Here is an 18,642-nt window from a genome sequence, read left to right as displayed (position 1 = left end):
GCGCGCCGAGGGGAAGTGCCGCGGAGGGCTCACAAGATCGGCCGAGAGCGACGACTGTCCTGTATATGCGCGTATTGATGCGCGTACAGAGAGAGGGCGCCTGTGCACGTTTTATGGAGGCGCTCGCGAGGGTCTCGGCCACGTACTCTTTTCTGTTGTGCCGAACGCCAACGAAGACACTTCCAGTGCCCTGAGCCAGGTGCAGCGCCGCGCGGTGAGCGAGCTGCTGCGCGTCTCCCCTGTCGCCGACGACCTCGCCCGCCGTTTTCAGGACGCGGGGTTCTCGCTCGCCCTGGTAGGCGGCTCGGTGCGGGACGCCCTCCTCGGCCGGCTCGGCAATGATCTGGACTTCACGACCGACGCGCGCCCCGAGGACGTGCTCAAGATCGTGCGGCCCTGGGCGGACGCCGTCTGGGAGGTCGGGATCGCCTTCGGCACGGTGGGCGCTCAGAAGGACGCCCGGGTGGACGACGTGGAGCAGTCCTTCCAGATCGAGATCACGACGTACCGGTCCGAGGCGTACGACCGGACCTCGCGCAAGCCCGAGGTCTCCTACGGCGACTCCATCGAGGACGATCTCGTGCGCCGGGACTTCACGGTGAACGCCATGGCCGTGGCGCTGCCGGAGAAGGAGTTCATCGACCCGCACGGCGGGCTCGACGACCTGTCCGCCCGTGTCCTGCGCACCCCGGGCACCCCGCAGGCGTCCTTCTCGGACGATCCGCTGCGGATGATGAGGGCTGCGCGATTCGCCGCGCAGCTCGACTTCGAGGTGGCGCCCGAGGTCGTCGCGGCGATGACGGACATGGCGGTACGCATCGAGATCGTCTCGGCGGAGCGGGTGCGGGACGAGCTGAACAAGCTGATCCTTTCCGCGCACCCCCGCAAGGGGCTGACGCTGCTGGTGGACACGGGCCTCGCCGATCATGTGCTGCCCGAGCTCCCCGCGCTGCGTCTGGAACGTGACGAGCACCACCGGCACAAGGACGTCTACGACCACACCCTGATCGTCCTGGAGCAGGCGATGGCTCTGGAGGAGACAGGCCCCGACCTGACCCTCCGGCTCGCCGCGCTGCTGCACGACATCGGTAAGCCGCGCACACGCCGCTTCGAGAAGGACGGCCGGGTCTCCTTCCACCACCACGAGGTGGTGGGCGCCAAGATGACCAAGAAGCGGATGGCCGCGCTCAAGTACTCGAACGATCTCGTGAAGGATGTCTCCCGACTCGTCGAACTTCACCTGCGCTTCCACGGGTACGGAACGGGTGAGTGGACGGACTCGGCCGTTCGACGCTACGTGCGTGACGGCGGACCGCTTCTCGACCGTCTGCACAAGCTGACCCGTTCCGACTGCACCACGCGGAACAAGCGGAAGGCTTCGGCGCTGTCCCGCGCCTATGACGGGCTCGAGGAGCGCATCGCTCTCCTCAAGGAGCAGGAGGAGCTCGACGCGATCCGCCCGGACCTCGACGGCAACCAGATCATGGAGATCCTCGGCATCGGTCCGGGTCCGGCGATCGGTCAGGCGTACAAGTTCCTGCTGGAGCTGCGCCTCGAGAACGGCCCGATGGAGTACGACGCTGCTGTGGCAGAGCTCAAGGAGTGGTGGGCTGCCCGGCAGGACGTAGCTGCGCAGAGCTGAGGTGCTCGCAGCCGCGTCATGTTTCACGTGAAACATGACGCGGTGAGTGAGGTCCGGCCTCCCGGCCGGAGCGGCCGGGGCATGCGAAAGGGCGGTGTTTCACGTGAAACACCGCCCTTTCGCTACGTCCGGCTCCGTGGGTTACTTGTTGTCACCCAGGCAGAGCGTGAAGGACTCGCCGGTTTCCTTCCACGTCAGCGTGGCCGTCGTGCCCGTGACGCTCTGGCAGGTCAGCTGGGGAAGCGAGGCGCCGTCCGCCTTCTTGAGGACCTTGTGCGTGGCCTTGGAGTCGCTGCAGTCGACCTGGACGACATCCGGGTCGTTGTCCGAGCCCTTGTTGTACAGGCAGTCGCCGACAGCGAGCTTCTTGGCGTCCTCGCCGTCCTTGCTGACCAGCCATCCGCCGACGATGACGGCGAGGCCCGCGACGGCCACGATTATGCGGAGGTACTGCTTGAAGCCGCGCTTCGGGGCCTGCGGCGGCACCGGGGCGTACGGGGCGCCCTGCTGCGGGTAGCCGGGCTGGCCGGGCTGCTGCGGGTAACCCTGCGGCGGCTGCTGGCCGTAGGGAGCCTGCCCCTGGGGCGGGGTCTGGGCGAACGGGTTCTGGCCCTGGGGCGGCGGAGTGGTCACTTGGGGGTCCCCCTAGAACGTAGGCACGTGACGCGAATAAGACGCACGTAAGCTATCGGGCCGCTGTGACAACTCAGTAGCCCGGAGGGGGTCTGTGGCACTGATGTGACACTTACTGCAGCTCAAAGCGGGCCATAGTCACAGCAATCGCCCCGTAGAGCGCCGCCACGGTGACGACGAGAGAAACCGAGCGTCCGTCAGAAGGCAGTATCAGGGCGGCCACTGCGGCGGCGCCGACGAAGGCGACGTTGAACAGGACGTCGTACACGGAGAAGATCCGGCCCCGGAATCCGTCGGCCACCGATGACTGCACGATCGTGTCCGTGGCGATCTTGGCGCCTTGTGTGGTCACGCCCAGGACGAACGCCGCGACCATCATCGGTGCGGGGGCGAAGGGAAGGGCCAGCGCGGGCTCCAGGACCGCGGCGGCTCCCGCGCACGCGACGATCCAGCCTCCGGGGCCCAGTCGGCCGGCCGCCCAGGGCGTCACCACGGCCGCGACGAAGAAGCCCGCCCCCGAGAGGCCCACGGCGAGCCCCAGCAGGGCCAGCCCGTCGTCGGACTCGGACGCCCAGGCGTACCGGCAGAGCATGAGCACCATGACGGTCAGGGCGCCGTAGCAGAAGCGCATCAGTGTCATCGCCAGGAGGGCCCAGGCGGCCTCCCGCCGGGCCGGCTCGGCCAGGTGCCGTACACCCGCCGCCAGGCCCCGCGCGGTACCGGTGACGGCCGAGACGAGGCGAGGGTGGGCGGACGACCGGTCGGGACCGAGCAGATCCGGGGCGATGCGCAGAGAGGCGAGAGCGGCACACAGGTACAGGGCCGCGCCGACGAGGACGACCGCCGCGTCGGAATCCGAGGCGACCAGACGCACGGCGAAGGCCAGAGCGCCGCCGATCGTCGCGGCGAGCGTGCCCGCCGTCGGAGAAAGAGAGTTGGCCATCACCAGGCGGTCCCGGTCGACGACGCGGGGCAGCGCGGCCGACAGACCGGCCAGGACGAAGCGGTTCACCCCGGTGACGGACAGCGCGGAGACGTAGAAGAGCCAGTCGGGGACATGGCTCAGCATCAGAACGGCCGTCACGCACGCCAGCGCGGTCCGCAGCAGGTTGCCGTACAGAAAAACCTGTCGGCGCCGCCAGCGGTCCAGCAGCACGCCCGCGAAGGGGCCGACGAGGGAGTACGGGAGCAGCAGGACCGCCATCGCGGAGGCGATCGAAGCCGCCGAGGTCTGCTTCTCCGGCGAGAAGACCACGTATGCGGCGAGGGCGACCTGATAGACGCCGTCGGCGCCCTGGGACAGCAGCCGTATGCCGAGCAGGCGTCTGAAGCCCTGGAAACGCAGAAGTACGCGCAGGTCACGCACGACAGCCATGGGGCACAGCCTCACATACGAGGAGGGCCCCCGGACGCAATGCCCGAGGACCCTCAACAGCACTCACGAGGATGTGCTTTAGCGCTCGACCTCGCCCTTGATGAACTTCTCGACGTTGGCGTAGGCCTCGTCGTCGAAGTACTGGACCGGCGGGGACTTCATGAAGTAGCTCGACGCGGAGAGGATCGGGCCGCCGATGCCGCGGTCCTTGGCGATCTTCGCGGCGCGCAGGGCGTCGATGATGACACCCGCGGAGTTCGGGGAGTCCCAGACCTCGAGCTTGTACTCCAGGTTCAGCGGAACGTCACCGAAGGCACGACCCTCGAGGCGCACGTACGCCCACTTGCGGTCGTCCAGCCAGGCCACGTAGTCCGACGGACCGATGTGGACGTTCTTCTCGCCCAGGTCGCGGTCGGGGATCTGCGAGGTGACGGCCTGCGTCTTCGAGATCTTCTTCGACTCGAGGCGGTCGCGCTCCAGCATGTTCTTGAAGTCCATGTTGCCGCCGACGTTGAGCTGCATGGTGCGCTCGAGACGGACACCGCGGTCCTCGAACAGCTTCGCCATCACACGGTGCGTGATGGTGGCGCCGACCTGCGACTTGATGTCGTCACCGACGATCGGGACACCGGCCTCGGTGAACTTGTCGGCCCACTCCTTGGTGCCGGCGATGAAGACCGGGAGGGCGTTGACGAAGGCGACCTTGGCGTCGATCGCGCACTGCGCGTAGAACTTCGCCGCGTCCTCGGAACCCACGGGCAGGTAGCAGACGAGGACGTCGACCTGCTTGTCCTTGAGGATCTGGACGACGTCGACCGGGGCCTCGGCGGACTCCTCGATGGTCTGGCGGTAGTACTTGCCGAGACCGTCCAGGGTGTGACCGCGCTGGACCGTCACGCCCTTGTTCGGGACGTCGCAGATCTTGATGGTGTTGTTCTCGCTGGCGCCGATGGCGTCCGAGAGGTCGAGGCCGACCTTCTTCGCGTCGACGTCGAAGGCCGCGACGAACTCGACATCACCGACGTGGTACTCGCCGAACTGGACGTGCATGAGGCCCGGCACCTTGGACGCCGGGTCGGCGTCCTTGTAGTACTCGACGCCCTGTACCAGCGACGCGGCGCAGTTGCCCACGCCGACGATGGCTACGCGAACCGAACCCATTCCGGTTGCTCCCTGTGTGTATCGGTGAAACCCCGAATGGGCCTCACGTGGCGGTGTCGTCGGACGGATCCGGCCGGGTGCTGTCCCGGTGCCGGGGCAGGCCGCCCGTCTCTCCAGATGTGCTGTCCTGCTGAGCGGAGCCTTCGGAGGCGGAACCCTTGATGTCCCGTCCCGCTCGCTCGCTCTCGATGAGCTCGTTCAGCCAGCGCACTTCGCGCTCCACGGACTCCATTCCGTGGCGCTGGAGCTCAAGCGTGTAGTCGTCGAGGCGCTCCCGGGTGCGCGCCAGGGAGGCACGCATCTTCTCCAGACGCTCCTCCAGCCGGCTGCGGCGGCCCTCCAGTACGCGCATGCGTACGTCGCGTGACGTCTGCCCGAAGAAGGCGAAGCGAGCAGCGAAGTGCTCGTCCTCGTACGCGTCCGGGCCCGTCTGCGAGAGCAGCTCTTCGAAGTGGTCCTTACCTTCTGCCGTCAACCGGTAGACGATCTTGGCGCGACGCCCGGCGAGTGGTGCGGCGAGGGCGTCCTCAGGTGCCGACCCCGACTCCTCGATCAACCAGCCGTTGGCGACCAGCGTCTTGAGGCAGGGGTAGAGCGTCCCGTAGCTGAACGCACGGAACACACCCAGTGACGTATTGAGTCGTTTGCGCAGCTCATAGCCGTGCATCGGGGATTCGCGGAGCAGGCCGAGTACGGCGAATTCGAGGATCCCGGAACGCCGGCTCATCGTCGCCTCCTCCCCTGTCGTCACCCGTCAGCGCGGCCTTTATGCCGCGCTGATGTATCGACTCGATACATCAGCACGATAGAACGACCATCCGGATGCGACAAGAGGGGTCACGGTGAACGGCGTCACATCACCGATTCATACGAAGCGAGTTGCCTGATTTGAGGTGAACTTCGAACCTAGGTGGGTTTTGACGGTGCGTAGTCTGTGCGGCATGCACACCACCGGGAACCGAGTGACACCTGAGGGCGTCATCGTCTTTGGTGCAGTACGGGTGAATGCACAAACGACCACATCCGTACTTCGGGGGGACCGGAAACCAGCCGCCGTTTCCAGGCGCGCAAGGGTGCGCCTGCCCGAGGAGTAATCGTTCGATGAGCGAGCACCGTCGCAAACCGCCGCAGCCGCAGGGCGGCGGACGTGCCGCGGCCCGACGCGGCCAGCCCGGCCCGTCCGAGGGCCGCCGTGCGGCACCGCGAGGCGCCACCGGGTCTCCTTCCGATTCCTATGGTTCGGGGGGTGAAGAGCGCCCGTTCGCCAGCCGTGCCGAGGCCCGGCGGGCCGCACAGCGAAGTAGTAGTGGTGGCGGAGGCCGACGCAGAGCGGCCGACGGCGCCGGGCGAGGCCCCGGAGGCGGTGGCGGCCGACGCGGTGGCCCCGCGGGGCCGAACGGCCCCGGACGCGGCCGTGGCCGCGCTCCCGTGCCCGCCAAGAAGCGCATCATCGACTACCCGCGTGCCGGCAAGTACGGCGCGGCACGCTGGGTGCCGTCATGGAAGCTCGTCACCGGGCTGTTCATCGGCTTCTGCGGCAGCCTGGTCGCGGTGGCCGGTATCGCGTACGCGATGGTGTCCGTGCCCAAGGTCGCCGACACCGCCACGGCGCAGAACAACGTCTACTACTGGGCCGACGGCACGGAGATGGTCGCCACCGGTGGTGAGACGAACCGGCAGATCATCAACTACGACCAGATCCCCGAGGCGATGCGGTACGCCGTCATCTCGCAGGAGAACAAGACCTTCGAGACCGACAGCGGCATCGACCCCAAGGGCATCGCGCGCGCCCTGTTCAACATGGCCAAGGGCGGCCAGACCCAGGGTGGCTCGACCATCACCCAGCAGTACGTCAAGAACGCGATGCTGGACGACCAGTCGCAGACGGTCTCGCGAAAGTTCAAGGAGCTCTTCGTCGCGATCAAGGTAGGCGCCACGGTCGACAAGGACGACATCATGGCCGGCTACCTGAACTCCGCGTACTACGGTCGCGGTGCCTACGGCATCCAGGCAGCCGCGCGGGCGTACTTCAACAAGGACGCCGTCGACCTGAACGCGAGCGAGTGCGCCTTCCTCTCGGCGGTCCTCAAGGGCGCCACGTACTACGACCCGGCGGGCGCGACCGAGGTCGACCCCGCGGCCAAGCCCGAGGACAACACGAGGCGGCTCAGGGCCCAGTGGGCGGACACCTTGGACAAGGAGGTCGAGTACGGCCACCTGAGCCTCGCTGATCGCAACAAGTACAAGGACCTGCCCAAGTGGAAGAACCCGCGGTCCAACACCCGGCTCAGCGGCCAGGTCGGCTATCTCGTCGACCTCGCCAAGGGCTACATCATCAACAACACGGACATCACGGCCAGCCAGCTCCAGCGGGGTGGCTACTCGATCCACACGACCTTCGACAAGAAGAAGGTCAACGCGCTCACCGCGGCCGTGTCGAAGGTCCAGAAGGCCAACATCAAGCCCAAGCAGCGTCCGAAGACGGACACGCACGTCCAGTTCGGCGGGGCCTCCGTCGACCCGGACACCGGCGCGATCAAGGCCATCTACGGCGGTGAGGACGCGACCAAGCACTTCACCAACAACGCCGACCAGACCGGTGCCCAGGTGGGTTCGACGTTCAAGCCGTTCGTGCTGGCGGCGGCCATGTCCTGGGGTGCCCGTGATCCCGACGGCGACCAGGTCCAGGCGCAGGACGAGCGAACCATCGTCTCTCCGAAGAGTCTCTACAGCGGCAAGAACAAGCTGAAGATCCGGGACTACGACCGCCAGGTCTGGATGGACGACAAGGGCAAGGAGTGGCTCCAGCGGAACGACGGCAATCAGTCGTACAACCCGCCGAGCTACAAGATCGACCTGCGTGAGGCGATGCGGGAGTCGGTGAACTCCGCGTACGTCCAGCTGGGCATGGACGTCGGCCTGGACAAGGTCAAGGAGGCCGTCCTGGACGCCGGCATCCTGAAGTCGAGTCTGGCCAGCTCCAACTACCCGTCGTTCTCGCTGGGTACCTCCTCGCCGAGCGCCATCCGCATGGCGGGCTCGTACGCCACCTTCGCCGCCAGCGGCAAGCAGCGTGACCCGTACTCGGTCGAGAAGATCACCAACAAGGACGGCAAGGTCTTCCAGCACTCTGAGATCGCGAAGACGAAGCAGGCCTTCACCGAGAAGGTGGCCGACAACGTCACCGACGTCCTGAAGACCGTGGTCGAGAAGGGAACCGGTACCAACGCCCAGCTGACGGGCCGCGAGGTGGCCGGTAAGACCGGTACTACCGACGGCAACAAGTCCGCCTGGTTCGTCGGGTACACGCCCCAGCTGTCGACCGCGATCGGCATGTACCGCCTGGACGACGACGCGTCGAACAAGAACCGCCAGTTCCTCCAGATGTACGGCACCGGTGGCGAGAAGACTATTCACGGTGCCTCGTTCCCGTCGCAGATCTGGCGCGACTACATGGAGCAGGCGCTGAAGGGCCAGAAGGCGATTCCGTTCCCGAAGCCCGAGGAGATCGGCACGGTCCTCAACGACGTCCCGAGCCCGAGCGTCACCCCGTCGGCCACCGAGAGCACGGTGGAGAGCCCGACTCCGACCCCGACCCCCAGCGAGACCGTGACGTCTCCCTCGCCCTCGACGAGTGAGACCTGCAACAAGTTCGACTGGAACTGCAACAACACCGGCGGGACGGACACCGGCGGCACCGACACCGGTGGCACCGACGGGGGCGTCACATCCACACCGACGGAGACGACCACAACAGGGAGCTCCAGAGGCAACGGCAATGGCAACGGCAGTGGAGGAATCTTCGGAGGACCGAACGGCTAGCCGCCAGCCAGTCTGTTTCACGTGAAACACACCGTTTCACGTGAAACGAGGGCCGCCGCACCCCACCAGGTGCGGCGGCCCTCGGCGTATTCCCAGACTCGTACGGCAGGATGTGCGGCATGCCCAGTGCAGAGACGACGCGAACGAGCGCGCACGAGCCGGAGCTGGTACGGCCGACCAGGGAGGACGGGGTCGCTGCGAACGGCAGCGAGCTGTTCGGCGGCCCGATCGGACGCCGAGCCCTGCTCGGCACGTCCTGGTGGACGCCCGTGCGCGTGATCGCGCTCGTGGCGATCGGCATGTTCGCCCTCGGCATGGTGCAGAAGCTGCCCTGCTACGACGGTGCCTGGTTCTTCGGCGCCAGCTCGCAGTACACGCACGCGTGCTACTCGGACATCCCGCACCTCTATCAGGGGCGGGGCTTCGCCGACGGGCTCGTGCCGTACTTCGACAAGATCCCCGGCGACATGCAGTACCTCGAGTACCCGGTGCTGACCGGAGTCTTCATGGAGGTCGCGGCCTGGCTCACGCCCGGCGGCGGGAGCATCCAGCACCAGGAACAGATCTACTGGATGGTCAACGCCGGGATGCTGATGGTGTGCGCGGCGGTCATCGCCGTCTGCACCGCCCGCACCCACCGCCGACGCCCGTGGGACGGCCTCCTGGTCGCTCTGGCGCCCGCCTTCGCCCTCACGGCCACCATCAACTGGGATCTCCTCGCCGTCGCCCTGCTGGCCGCCGCGATGCTGATGTGGTCACGGGGCCGCGTACTGGCGTTCGGTGTGCTGATCGGGCTCGCCACGGCCGCGAAGTTCTACCCCTTCCTGGTGCTGGGGCCGCTCTTCCTGCTCTGCTGGCGGGCCGGCAGGTGGCGCGAGTTCGGCACGGCCCTGCTCGGTGCCGTGGGAGCCTGGCTCGTGGTGAACCTTCCGGTCATGTACTTCGCCCCGGAAGGGTGGGCGAAGTTCTACAGCTTCAGCCACGACCGCGGCGTCGACTTCGGCTCGGTCTTCCTGTTCATCTCGCAGTGGCTGAAGATCACGATCACCCCCGACGCAGCGAACAACTGGGCGCTGGTCATGATGGTGCTCGCCTGTGTGGGACTGACCGTCCTCACGCTCACCGCCCCGCGACGACCCCGCTTCGCCCAGCTCGCCTTCCTGATCGTCGCGGTCTTCATCCTCACCAACAAGGTCTACTCGCCGCAGTACGTGCTGTGGCTGGTTCCGCTCGCCGCGCTGGCCCGGCCGCGCTGGCGGGACTTCCTGATCTGGCAGGCGTGCGAGGTCACGTACTTCCTGGGGATCTGGCTGTACCTCGCGTACACGACCAGTGGTGACGCCCACAAGGGCCTGCCGACGGACGGGTACCAAGTCGCCATCCTCGTCCACTTGGTGGGGACCTTGTACCTCTGCGCCGTGGTGGTCCGCGACATCTTCATGCCGGAGCGCGACCCGGTTCGCCGGGCGGGCGACGACGATCCCTCGGGCGGTGTGCTGGACGAGTCCGAGGATGTCTTCGTCCTCGGTGCGGCGGCCCATCCGCCGCGGCATGCGGCGCACTTCGAGGGGCCTCAGGTCGAGTGGGGCAGCCACCCCGCACCGGCAGGTGACGGTTCGCCCTGAGCGAACACGGCGTAGAGAGGCCAGGCAAAAGGCCGTACACGGAGACCCGTGTACGGCCTTTCTGCTGCTGCGATCCGGTGGAACCCCGGGCTCAGCGCTCGACGATGCGGTCGAACTGCGTGGTGGTGTGCCGCAGATGCGCCACCAGTTCGTCGCCCACCTTCGGTTCCGTGGCGTCCGACGGCACGAAAAGGATCGACACCTGCATGTGCGGCGGCTCGGCGAACCAGCGCTGCTTGCCCGCCCAGACGAACGGAGAAAGGTTCCGGTTGACCGTCGCGAGGCCGGCGCGTGCGACGCCCTTGGCGCGCGGCATGACGCCGTGCAGCGCCTTCGGGGCCTCCAGGCCCACGCCGTGCGACGTACCGCCGGCCACGACGACCAGCCAGCCGTCCGAGGCCGTCTTCTGCTGCCGGTAGCCGAAGCGGTCGCCCTTGGAGACCCTCGTGACGTCCAGGACGGCTCCGCGGTACTCGGTGGCCTCGTGGTCGCCCAGCCACAGCCGCGTGCCGATCCGGGCCCGGAAGTGGGTCTGCGGGAACTGCTGCTGGAGCCGCGCGAGTTCCTCGGCCTTGAGGTGGCTGACGAACATCGTGTGCAGCGGCAGCCGGGCGGCACGCAGGCGGTCCATCCAGCCGATGACCTCCTCGACGGCGTCCGAGCCGTCGGTGCGGTCGAGCGGCAGGTGGATGGCGAAGCCCTCCAGCCGGACGTTCTCTATGGCGGCGTGCAGATGGGGCAGGTCCTGCTCGCTGACGCCGTGGCGCTTCATCGAGGACATGACCTCGATGACGACACGGGCCCCCACAAGGCCGTACACGCCGTCCACGGACGATACGGAGCGGATGACGCGGTCGGGCAGCGGCACGGGCTCCTCGCCCCGCCTGAACGGCGTCAGCACCAGCAGGTCGCCACCGAACCAGTCCTTGATCCGGGCAGCCTCGTAGGTGGTGCCGACCGCGAGGATGTCCGAGCCGAGGCGCGTGGCCTCGTCCGCGAGCCGCTCGTGGCCGAAGCCGTAGCCGTTGCCCTTGCAGACGGGGACCAGCCCCGGAAACTGCTCGGACACGTGCTTGTGGTGTGCCCGCCAGCGCGCGGTGTCGACGTAGAGCGTGAGCGCCATGGCCGGTCCCGGAACCTTTCTCGTGGCTGCGGTGTATCAGAGGTATGAAAGGAAATTGTGGCGGATCCGCCGGACCTGGGGGGCGACGCCGTGCCGGAAATGCGGCTCGGCGGGTGGCCCGGGCCGGTTCAGCGGCGCGACATGTAGATGTCGAGCGCCTTGTGGAGCAGCTTGTTGAGGGGGAAGTCCCACTCCCCGAGATACTCCGCGGCCTGGCCGCCGGTGCCCACCTTGAACTGGATGAGGCCGAAGAGGTGGTCGGTCTCGTCCAGGGAGTCGGAGATGCCGCGCAGGTCGTAGACGGTCGCGCCGAGGGCGTACGCGTCGCGCAGCATCCGCCACTGCATCGCGTTCGAGGGCCGGACCTCACGGCCGATGTTGTCCGAGGCACCGTAGGAGTACCAGACGTGCCCGCCGACGACGAGCATCGTCGCGGCCGACAGGTTCACGCCGTTGTGGCGCGCGAAGTACAGCCGCATACGGTTGGGGTCCTCGGTGTTGAGGGCCGTCCACATGCGCTGGAAGTACGAGAGCGGGCGGGGCCGGAAGTGGTCGCGCACGGCCGTGATCTCGTACAGCCGCTGCCACTCCTCCAGGTCCTGGTAGCCGCCCTGGACGACCTCGACGCCGGCCTTCTCGGCCTTCTTGATGTTGCGGCGCCACAGCTGGTTGAAGTTCTTGTGGACCTCTTCCAGGGAGCGGTTCGCGAGCGGCACCTGGAAGACATAGCGGGGCTGGACGTCGCCGAAGCCGGCGCCGCCGTCCTCGCCCTGCTGCCAGCCCATGCGGCGCAGCTTGTCGGCGACCTCGAAGGCGCGCGGCTCGATGAAGTCGGCCTCGATGTCGCGCAGGCGCTTGACGTCGGGGTTCTGGATGCCGCCCTTGATGGACGTGGCCTCCCAGCGCCGGATGATCACCGGCGGGCCCATCTTCACGGAGAAGGCGCCCTGCTGCTTGAGGTGCGCGAGCATCGGCTGGAGCCAGTCGTCGAGGTTCGGCGCGAACCAGTTGATGACCGGGCCCTCGGGGAGATAGGCGAGATAGCGCTTGATCTTGGGCAGCTGGCGGTAGAGCACCAGCCCCGCTCCGACCATCTCGCCGGTCCGGTCGTCGAACCAGCCGAGGTTCTCGGAGCGCCACTCCGCCTTGACGTCTGCCCAGGCCGGGACCTGCATGTGGCTCGCCGAGGGCAGGCTCTGGATGTATGCCAGATGCTGCTCTCGACTGATGGTCCTCAGGGTCAGGCTCATTCGGGGCGCTCCTCGGGCTGGTGTGTCCCCATGGGTACAGGGGCTCCGGCTCTCGCGCCGAAGCCTACTGCGCCCTGCGAGCGCCCCGTCTGGCCGTATGGAACCTGGGCCCCGGGCAGGGTGTGGAGGGGGGTCCCGGGGTCAGGGGAAAACGGGCGTTCGGGTCAGAAGAGACCGCCGAAGAGGCCTCCGTGCGCCATGCCGAGGAAGAAGCCCACGGCCGAGGCACCGAGACCCAGGATCAGGCCGAACCGCTCACGCGTCGTCTCGGAGATGAACTGCCCGTAGGCGCCGGTGAGGATGCCGATCAGGCCGGCCCACGAACTGATCAGATGGAGGCTGTCGAACATCGCCGTGACGAAGGCCGTGATTCCGAGCACCAGGGTCACTGCGAGCAGGGAGTCCTGGAGTGGATGAGGCTTGCCGTCCGTGGCGAAGAGGGATCCGGTCGAGCCAGTGGTGTTGGGTCGCAATACCTGTGCCATGTGGCACCTCCTGCGGAAGGCCGCGCATCGTAGCGCCTTACACACCCGATGTGTACAGACTGACGGTCCCCCCGGTCGGATTTCAACCGGAAGCCGCCGTGCAGGTAGTCTGTACCGTCTGCACCGGTGTCTGCCCAGGTTGTGTCCGGGTCGAAACCCAGGTCACAGCACTGATGGCGTCTGGTACTCCGTTCGGTTCACCGACGGGGACACCCGATTGTCAGTGGCGGCCGATACCGTTGCGTACGCATCACAACCCTCCTGCCACGGAACGACCGTGGCCGCTGAGTCCAAAGGAGGTGGGTTCCACATGCGTCACTACGAGGTGATGGTCATCCTCGACCCCGATCTTGAGGAGCGCGCTGTCTCTCCCCTGATCGAGAACTTCCTCTCCGTGGTCCGTGAGGCCAACGGAAAGGTCGAGAAGGTCGACACCTGGGGCCGTCGTCGTCTCGCGTACGAGATCAAGAAGAAGCCCGAGGGCATCTACTCGGTCATCGACCTGCAGGCCGAGCCTGCGGTCGTCAAGGAGCTCGACCGCCAGATGAACCTGAACGAGTCGGTCCTCCGGACCAAGGTCCTCCGCCCCGAGACCCACTGAGCTCTCCCGCTCAGCTGAACTCGGGATTCGAGTAGCAGCACCAAGCAGCCAGCAGCAAACCCGCCGAGAGGTTCCCCATGGCAGGCGAGACCGTCATCACGGTCGTCGGCAATCTTGTCGACGACCCCGAGCTGCGCTTCACCCCTTCCGGTGCGGCGGTCGCGAAGTTCCGTGTCGCGTCCACCCCCCGCACCTTCGACCGTCAGACCAATGAGTGGAAGGACGGCGAGAGCCTGTTCCTGACCTGCTCGGTCTGGCGTCAGGCGGCGGAGAACGTCGCCGAGTCGCTCCAGCGAGGCATGCGCGTCATCGTGCAGGGCCGGCTGAAGCAGCGGTCCTACGAGGACCGTGAGGGCGTCAAGCGCACGGTCTACGAGCTGGACGTCGAGGAAGTCGGCGCCAGCCTGCGAAACGCCACGGCCAAGGTCACCAAGACCACGGGCCGAGGCGGCCAGGGTGGCTACGGCGGCGGCGGTGGCGGCGGCCAGCAGGGCGGCGGCTGGGGCGGTGGCTCCGGCGGCGGCCAGCAGCAGGGCGGCGCTCCCGCCGACGACCCCTGGGCGACCGGCGCTCCCGCCGGTGGCAACCAGGGCGGCGGCGGTGGTGGTGGCTGGGGCGGTGGCTCCGGCGGCTCCGGCGGCGGCTACTCGGACGAGCCCCCCTTCTAAGGGACGGGTTCGTACCCAAACTTCTTGATCACACAGGAGAAACACCATGGCGAAGCCGCCTGTGCGCAAGCCTAAGAAGAAGGTCTGCGCTTTCTGCAAGGACAAGGTCACGTACGTGGACTACAAGGACACGAACATGCTGCGGAAGTTCATTTCCGACCGCGGCAAGATCCGTGCCCGCCGCGTGACCGGCAACTGCACGCAGCACCAGCGTGACGTCGCCACGGCCGTGAAGAACAGCCGTGAGATGGCGCTGCTGCCCTACACGTCCACCGCGCGATAAGGGAAGGGTGACCGACACATGAAGATCATCCTCACCCACGAGGTCTCCGGCCTCGGTGCCGCGGGCGACGTCGTCGACGTCAAGGACGGTTACGCTCGCAACTACCTGATCCCGCGGAACTTCGCGATCCGCTGGACCAAGGGTGGCGAGAAGGACGTCGAGCAGATCCGTCGTGCTCGCAAGATCCACGAGATCGCGACCATCGAGCAGGCCAACGAGATCAAGGCCCGCCTCGAGGGCGTGAAGGTCCGTCTGGCCGTTCGCTCCGGCGAGGCCGGCCGTCTCTTCGGTTCCGTCACCCCGGCCGACGTCGCTTCGGCGATCAAGGCTTCCGGTGGCCCCGAGGTCGACAAGCGCCGCATCGAGCTGGGCGCGCCGATCAAGACCCTGGGCGCCCACGAGACGTCCGTGCGTCTGCACCCCGAGGTTGCCGCCAAGGTCAGCATCGAGGTTGTCGCTGCCTGAGTGCAGCGCTCGGCATAGCTGAGAGAAGGGCCGCACCCGAGGGTGCGGCCCTTCTGCGTGCCGTGAGACGCGGCGGTGTTCGTGTCGTGGTGGTGTTTCCTCGCGCGGGAGTCGTGTCTCCCTCTGGCAGAGCGTCGTAGCGGATCGTCGTTTCACGTGAAACCCCCGTTTCACGTGAAACGGTCAGGACCAGGCGTCAGCGCGTCGCTCCCGTGACGATCCAGCGTCCCGAGCGGGAGCGCAGCCCCAGGGTCAGCAGCCGGATCGCCATCATCAGCGTCATCGTTGCCCAGAGAGCGGTGAGCCCGCCGCCCAGCACGGGGACGAGCAGGGCGACGGGAGCGAAGACCGCCAGGGTGAGCACCATGGCCCACGCCAGGTAGGGGCCGTCCCCCGCGCCCATCAGGACTCCGTCCAGGACGAAGACGATTCCGCAGATCGGCTGCGAGAGGGCCACCATGACCAGTGCCGGCAGCGCCGCGTCACGCACGACCGGGTCGCCGCTGAACAGCGGCAGGAAGAGCGGGCGCGCCACGATGACCAGCAGGCCGAGCACGACACCGGTGGCGAGACCCCACTGCACCATGCGACGGCATGCCTCGCGGGCGCCCTGGGCGTCGTCCGCGCCGAGGTAGCGGCCGATGATGGCCTGCCCCGCGATGGCGATGGCGTCGAGCGCGAAGGCGAGCAGGCTCCACAGCGACAGGATGATCTGGTGGGCGGCCATATCGGCGTCCCCGAGCCGGGCGGCGACCGCAGTGGCGATCACGAGAATCGCCCTCAGGGACAGGGTGCGGACAAGCAGGGGCGCGCCGGCCTGGGCACAGGCCCGTATCCCGCCGGCGTCGGGCCGCAGGGAGGCATCGTGCTTGCGGGCTCCGCGGACGACGACGACCAGATAGACCGCCGCCATCCCGCACTGGGCGATGACGGTTCCCCAGGCGGAGCCGGCGATGCCCAGGCCCGCGCCGTAGACGAGGCCGGCGTTGAGGGCGGCGTTGGCCACGAATCCGGCGACGGCGACGTACAGCGGCGTCTTGGTGTCCTGGAGTCCGCGCAGGACACCGGTCGCGGCGAGCACGACGAGCATGGCCGGGATACCGAGCGTCGAGATCCGTAGATATGTGGTCGCGTAGGGGGCGGCGGTGGCGGAAGCGCCGAACCAGTCCATGAGGGCGGGCGCCGTCGGCAGGACGACGGCGATGACGGCCGCGCCGATCAGCAGGGCGAGCCAGATGCCGTCCATGCCCTGTCGGATCGCGGCCCGGATATCGCCCGCGCCGACTCGGCGGGCGACGGCGGCCGTGGTGGCGTAGGCGAGGAAGACGAAGACGCCGACGGCTGTCATGAGGAGGGTCGAGGCGACGCCGAGGCCGGCCAGCTGGGCAGTGCCGAGGTGGCCGACGATGGCACTGTCGGCGATCACGAAGAGTGGCTCGGCGACGAGCGCGCCGAAGGCCGGAACGGCCAGCGCGACGATCTCTCGGTCGTGCCGGCGTCGGACGGCCCTGGGTGCCGCGGGAGCCTGTGTCATGAGCACCAATCTAATCTTCCACAGGTAAGAGATGCAAGGCGATAAAGACCCTTACCAACCGCCGGGTCGGGCACGTCACGTCACGTCATTTGCAGCGATCTTGGTCCGACTGGGGAAGTTTTTCTTCTGCACACCCGGTGGATGGGAGAGTCGCAGGTCAGAGACGCTTTCTTGAAGTGGCTGAGGGCTTGTTCACAGGGCTGTCCACCGTGTCGTGCACAGGTTTTGCCGAGTTCTCCACAGCATCGGGCCCGTCGTCCACAAGGCCTGTGGATAACCAGATTGGCTGACGGTGCCCGCGGGCCTAACGTGGTGCGGCGCCCGCTCTCTCCTCCGTCCTCGGAAAGCTCGCAAAACCGACGCGTCAGAACCGGAGTTGGGCCGCTCAGTTGTCAGTGCTGTGCCGTAGAAATATGGGGCACGGCTAGGTCCGCTCGGCGGACGGGAGGAGGTCGCTCGGTGAGTATTTCCGAGCCCTTGGACGATCCCTGGGCCGACAGCGGGCCCAGTGATCGTCTGCCTTCTTCCCGTCAGCGCCGAGACGTGCGTGGCCGTGACGAGCAGCACGACCGTGACCGGGACACCGGTTCGTGGGAGAGCGGCGGTTCGGCCTTCGAGCGTGTGCCCCCCCAGGACCTGGACGCCGAGCAGTCCGTCCTCGGCGGCATGCTGCTGTCCAAGGACGCCATCGCGGATGTCGTGGAGGTCCTCAAAGGACACGACTTCTACCGGCCCGCCCACGAGACCATCTACCAGGCGATCCTCGACCTGTACGCGAAGGGGGAGCCGGCCGACCCGATCACGGTCGCGGCCGAGCTCACCAAGCGGGGCGAGATCACCAAGGTCGGCGGAGCGCCGTACCTGCACACCCTGGTGCAGACGGTCCCGACCGCGGCGAACGCCGAGTACTACGCCGAGATCGTGCACGAGCGGGCGGTCCTGCGCCGCCTGGTCGAGGCGGGCACCCGCATCACGCAGATGGGATACGCGGCCGACGGCGACGTCGACGAGATCGTCAACAGCGCCCAGGCCGAGATCTACGCCGTCACCGAGCAGCGCACCACCGAGGACTATCTGCCGCTCGGCGACATCATGGAGGGCGCGCTCGACGAGATCGAGGCGATCGGCTCGCGATCGGGGGAGATGACCGGTGTACCCACCGGATTCACCGACCTCGACTCGCTCACCAACGGCCTGCACCCGGGCCAGATGATCATCATCGCGGCCCGTCCCGCCATGGGTAAGTCCACGCTCGCCCTGGACTTCGCCCGCGCCTGCTCGATCAAGCACAACATGCCCAGCGTGATCTTCTCGCTCGAAATGGGCCGCAACGAGATCGCGATGCGTCTGCTGTCCGCCGAGGCACGTGTGGCCCTGCACCACATGCGGTCCGGCACGATGACCGACGAGGACTGGACCCGGCTCGCCCGCCGGATGCCGGACGTCTCCGCCGCCCCGCTCTACATCGACGACTCCCCGAACCTGTCGATGATGGAGATCCGCGCCAAGTGCCGCCGCCTCAAGCAGCGCAACGACCTGAAGCTGGTCGTCATCGACTACCTCCAGCTGATGCAGTCGGGCGGCAAGCGGTCCGAGAGCCGTCAGCAGGAAGTCTCGGACATGTCGCGAAACCTGAAGCTGCTGGCCAAGGAGCTGGAACTGCCGGTCATCGCGCTCTCGCAGCTCAACCGTGGCCCCGAGCAGCGAACCGACAAGAAGCCCATGGTCTCCGACCTGCGTGAGTCCGGCTCGATCGAGCAGGACGCCGACATGGTGATCCTGCTGCACCGTGAGGACGCGTACGAGAAGGAGTCTCCGCGCGCGGGCGAGGCGGACATCATCGTCGGCAAGCACCGTAACGGCCCGACGGCCACGATCACGGTCGCCTTCCAGGGTCACTACTCGCGCTTCGTGGACATGGCACAGACCTGACCGGGAGCCGGGGTTGGCGTGGGGTCGCGGAAATGCGCTCGAC

16 protein-coding genes are annotated in these 18,642 nt (G+C 67.5%); 8 read left to right on the top strand and 8 right to left on the bottom strand.

Annotated features, from left to right (window positions below; genetic code table 11):
- The first annotated feature begins 157 nt into the window (after positions 1–157).
- A complete protein-coding gene (locus tag BKI49_RS18760; RefSeq protein WP_095935432.1) occupies positions 158–1,642 on the top strand; it encodes a CCA tRNA nucleotidyltransferase in 1,485 nt (494 codons plus the stop codon).
- A gap of 141 nt (positions 1,643–1,783) precedes the next feature.
- On the opposite strand, the gene BKI49_RS18755 is transcribed toward BKI49_RS18760, so the two are convergent.
- From BKI49_RS18755 to BKI49_RS18740, 4 genes are all read right to left on the bottom strand, one after another.
- Positions 1,784–2,275, bottom strand: a complete 492-nt coding sequence (locus tag BKI49_RS18755) for an LppU/SCO3897 family protein (protein WP_095935431.1) — start codon at positions 2,273–2,275, stop codon at positions 1,784–1,786.
- Between the two features lie 112 nt (positions 2,276–2,387).
- Entirely contained in the window at positions 2,388–3,650 is a 1,263-nt protein-coding gene (locus BKI49_RS18750) for an MFS transporter (RefSeq protein ID WP_095935430.1), read from the bottom strand.
- Between the two features lie 78 nt (positions 3,651–3,728).
- Entirely contained in the window at positions 3,729–4,811 is a 1,083-nt protein-coding gene (locus tag BKI49_RS18745) for an inositol-3-phosphate synthase (RefSeq protein WP_095935429.1), read from the bottom strand.
- A 43-nt stretch (positions 4,812–4,854) separates the two neighbouring features.
- The gene (locus BKI49_RS18740; protein ID WP_095935428.1) at positions 4,855–5,538 is read right to left on the bottom strand and encodes a PadR family transcriptional regulator; all 684 of its coding nucleotides are present in this window, start codon (positions 5,536–5,538) and stop codon (positions 4,855–4,857) included.
- A 374-nt stretch (positions 5,539–5,912) separates the two neighbouring features.
- Here BKI49_RS18740 and BKI49_RS18735 point away from each other — a divergent pair, with 374 nt between their 5' ends.
- Together BKI49_RS18735 and BKI49_RS18730 are read left to right on the top strand one after the other, a co-directional pair.
- Positions 5,913–8,633, top strand: a complete 2,721-nt coding sequence (locus tag BKI49_RS18735; RefSeq protein ID WP_095935427.1) for a transglycosylase domain-containing protein — start codon at positions 5,913–5,915, stop codon at positions 8,631–8,633.
- A gap of 119 nt (positions 8,634–8,752) precedes the next feature.
- Entirely contained in the window at positions 8,753–10,258 is a 1,506-nt protein-coding gene (locus BKI49_RS18730) for a glycosyltransferase family 87 protein (RefSeq protein WP_095935426.1), read from the top strand.
- A 91-nt stretch (positions 10,259–10,349) separates the two neighbouring features.
- Here the strand turns inward: BKI49_RS18730 and BKI49_RS18725 are convergent, their stop codons facing one another.
- The 3 genes from BKI49_RS18725 to BKI49_RS18715 all read right to left on the bottom strand — a co-directional run bounded on the left by BKI49_RS18725 (position 10,350) and on the right by BKI49_RS18715 (position 13,116).
- Positions 10,350–11,381, bottom strand: a complete 1,032-nt coding sequence (locus tag BKI49_RS18725; RefSeq protein ID WP_095935425.1) for an alanine racemase — start codon at positions 11,379–11,381, stop codon at positions 10,350–10,352.
- Between the two features lie 128 nt (positions 11,382–11,509).
- Positions 11,510–12,631, bottom strand: a complete 1,122-nt coding sequence (femX, locus tag BKI49_RS18720; protein WP_095935424.1) for a peptidoglycan bridge formation glycyltransferase FemX — start codon at positions 12,629–12,631, stop codon at positions 11,510–11,512.
- A gap of 164 nt (positions 12,632–12,795) precedes the next feature.
- Positions 12,796–13,116: a hypothetical protein gene (locus tag BKI49_RS18715; RefSeq protein ID WP_028804086.1), complete on the bottom strand. Its 321-nt coding sequence runs from the start codon at positions 13,114–13,116 to the stop codon at positions 12,796–12,798.
- 310 nt (positions 13,117–13,426) lie between these two features.
- Between BKI49_RS18715 and rpsF the strand changes: the two genes are divergently transcribed.
- The 4 genes from rpsF (at position 13,427) to rplI (ending at position 15,133) form a co-directional block, all read left to right on the top strand.
- On the top strand, positions 13,427–13,717 hold the full coding sequence (gene rpsF, locus BKI49_RS18710; protein WP_028804085.1) for a 30S ribosomal protein S6: 291 nt from the start codon (positions 13,427–13,429) through the stop codon (positions 13,715–13,717).
- A 77-nt stretch (positions 13,718–13,794) separates the two neighbouring features.
- A complete protein-coding gene (locus tag BKI49_RS18705; RefSeq protein WP_095935423.1) occupies positions 13,795–14,385 on the top strand; it encodes a single-stranded DNA-binding protein in 591 nt (196 codons plus the stop codon).
- 46 nt (positions 14,386–14,431) lie between these two features.
- Positions 14,432–14,668 (top strand): 30S ribosomal protein S18, encoded by a 237-nt coding sequence (rpsR, locus tag BKI49_RS18700; RefSeq protein WP_003949403.1) that lies wholly within the window; start codon positions 14,432–14,434, stop codon positions 14,666–14,668.
- 18 nt (positions 14,669–14,686) lie between these two features.
- On the top strand, positions 14,687–15,133 hold the full coding sequence (gene rplI, locus BKI49_RS18695) for a 50S ribosomal protein L9 (RefSeq protein ID WP_095935422.1): 447 nt from the start codon (positions 14,687–14,689) through the stop codon (positions 15,131–15,133).
- Positions 15,134–15,329: 196 nt separating this feature from the next.
- Here the strand turns inward: rplI and BKI49_RS18690 are convergent, their stop codons facing one another.
- Positions 15,330–16,667, bottom strand: a complete 1,338-nt coding sequence (locus tag BKI49_RS18690; protein ID WP_095935421.1) for an MATE family efflux transporter — start codon at positions 16,665–16,667, stop codon at positions 15,330–15,332.
- Positions 16,668–17,126: 459 nt separating this feature from the next.
- Here BKI49_RS18690 and dnaB point away from each other — a divergent pair, with 459 nt between their 5' ends.
- Positions 17,127–18,599, top strand: coding sequence for a replicative DNA helicase (gene dnaB, locus BKI49_RS18685; protein WP_028804081.1), 1,473 nt, complete (start codon positions 17,127–17,129; stop codon positions 18,597–18,599).
- The last annotated feature ends 43 nt before the right edge of the window (positions 18,600–18,642 follow it).

The sequence above is a fragment of the Streptomyces sp. Tue6028 genome (assembly GCF_002300165.1).
Classification (GTDB): Bacteria; Actinomycetota; Actinomycetes; order Streptomycetales; family Streptomycetaceae; genus Streptomyces; species Streptomyces siamensis.
The sequence above is the reverse complement of the archived record's forward strand: the minus strand, read 5'-3'. Positions and strand labels throughout refer to the sequence as shown.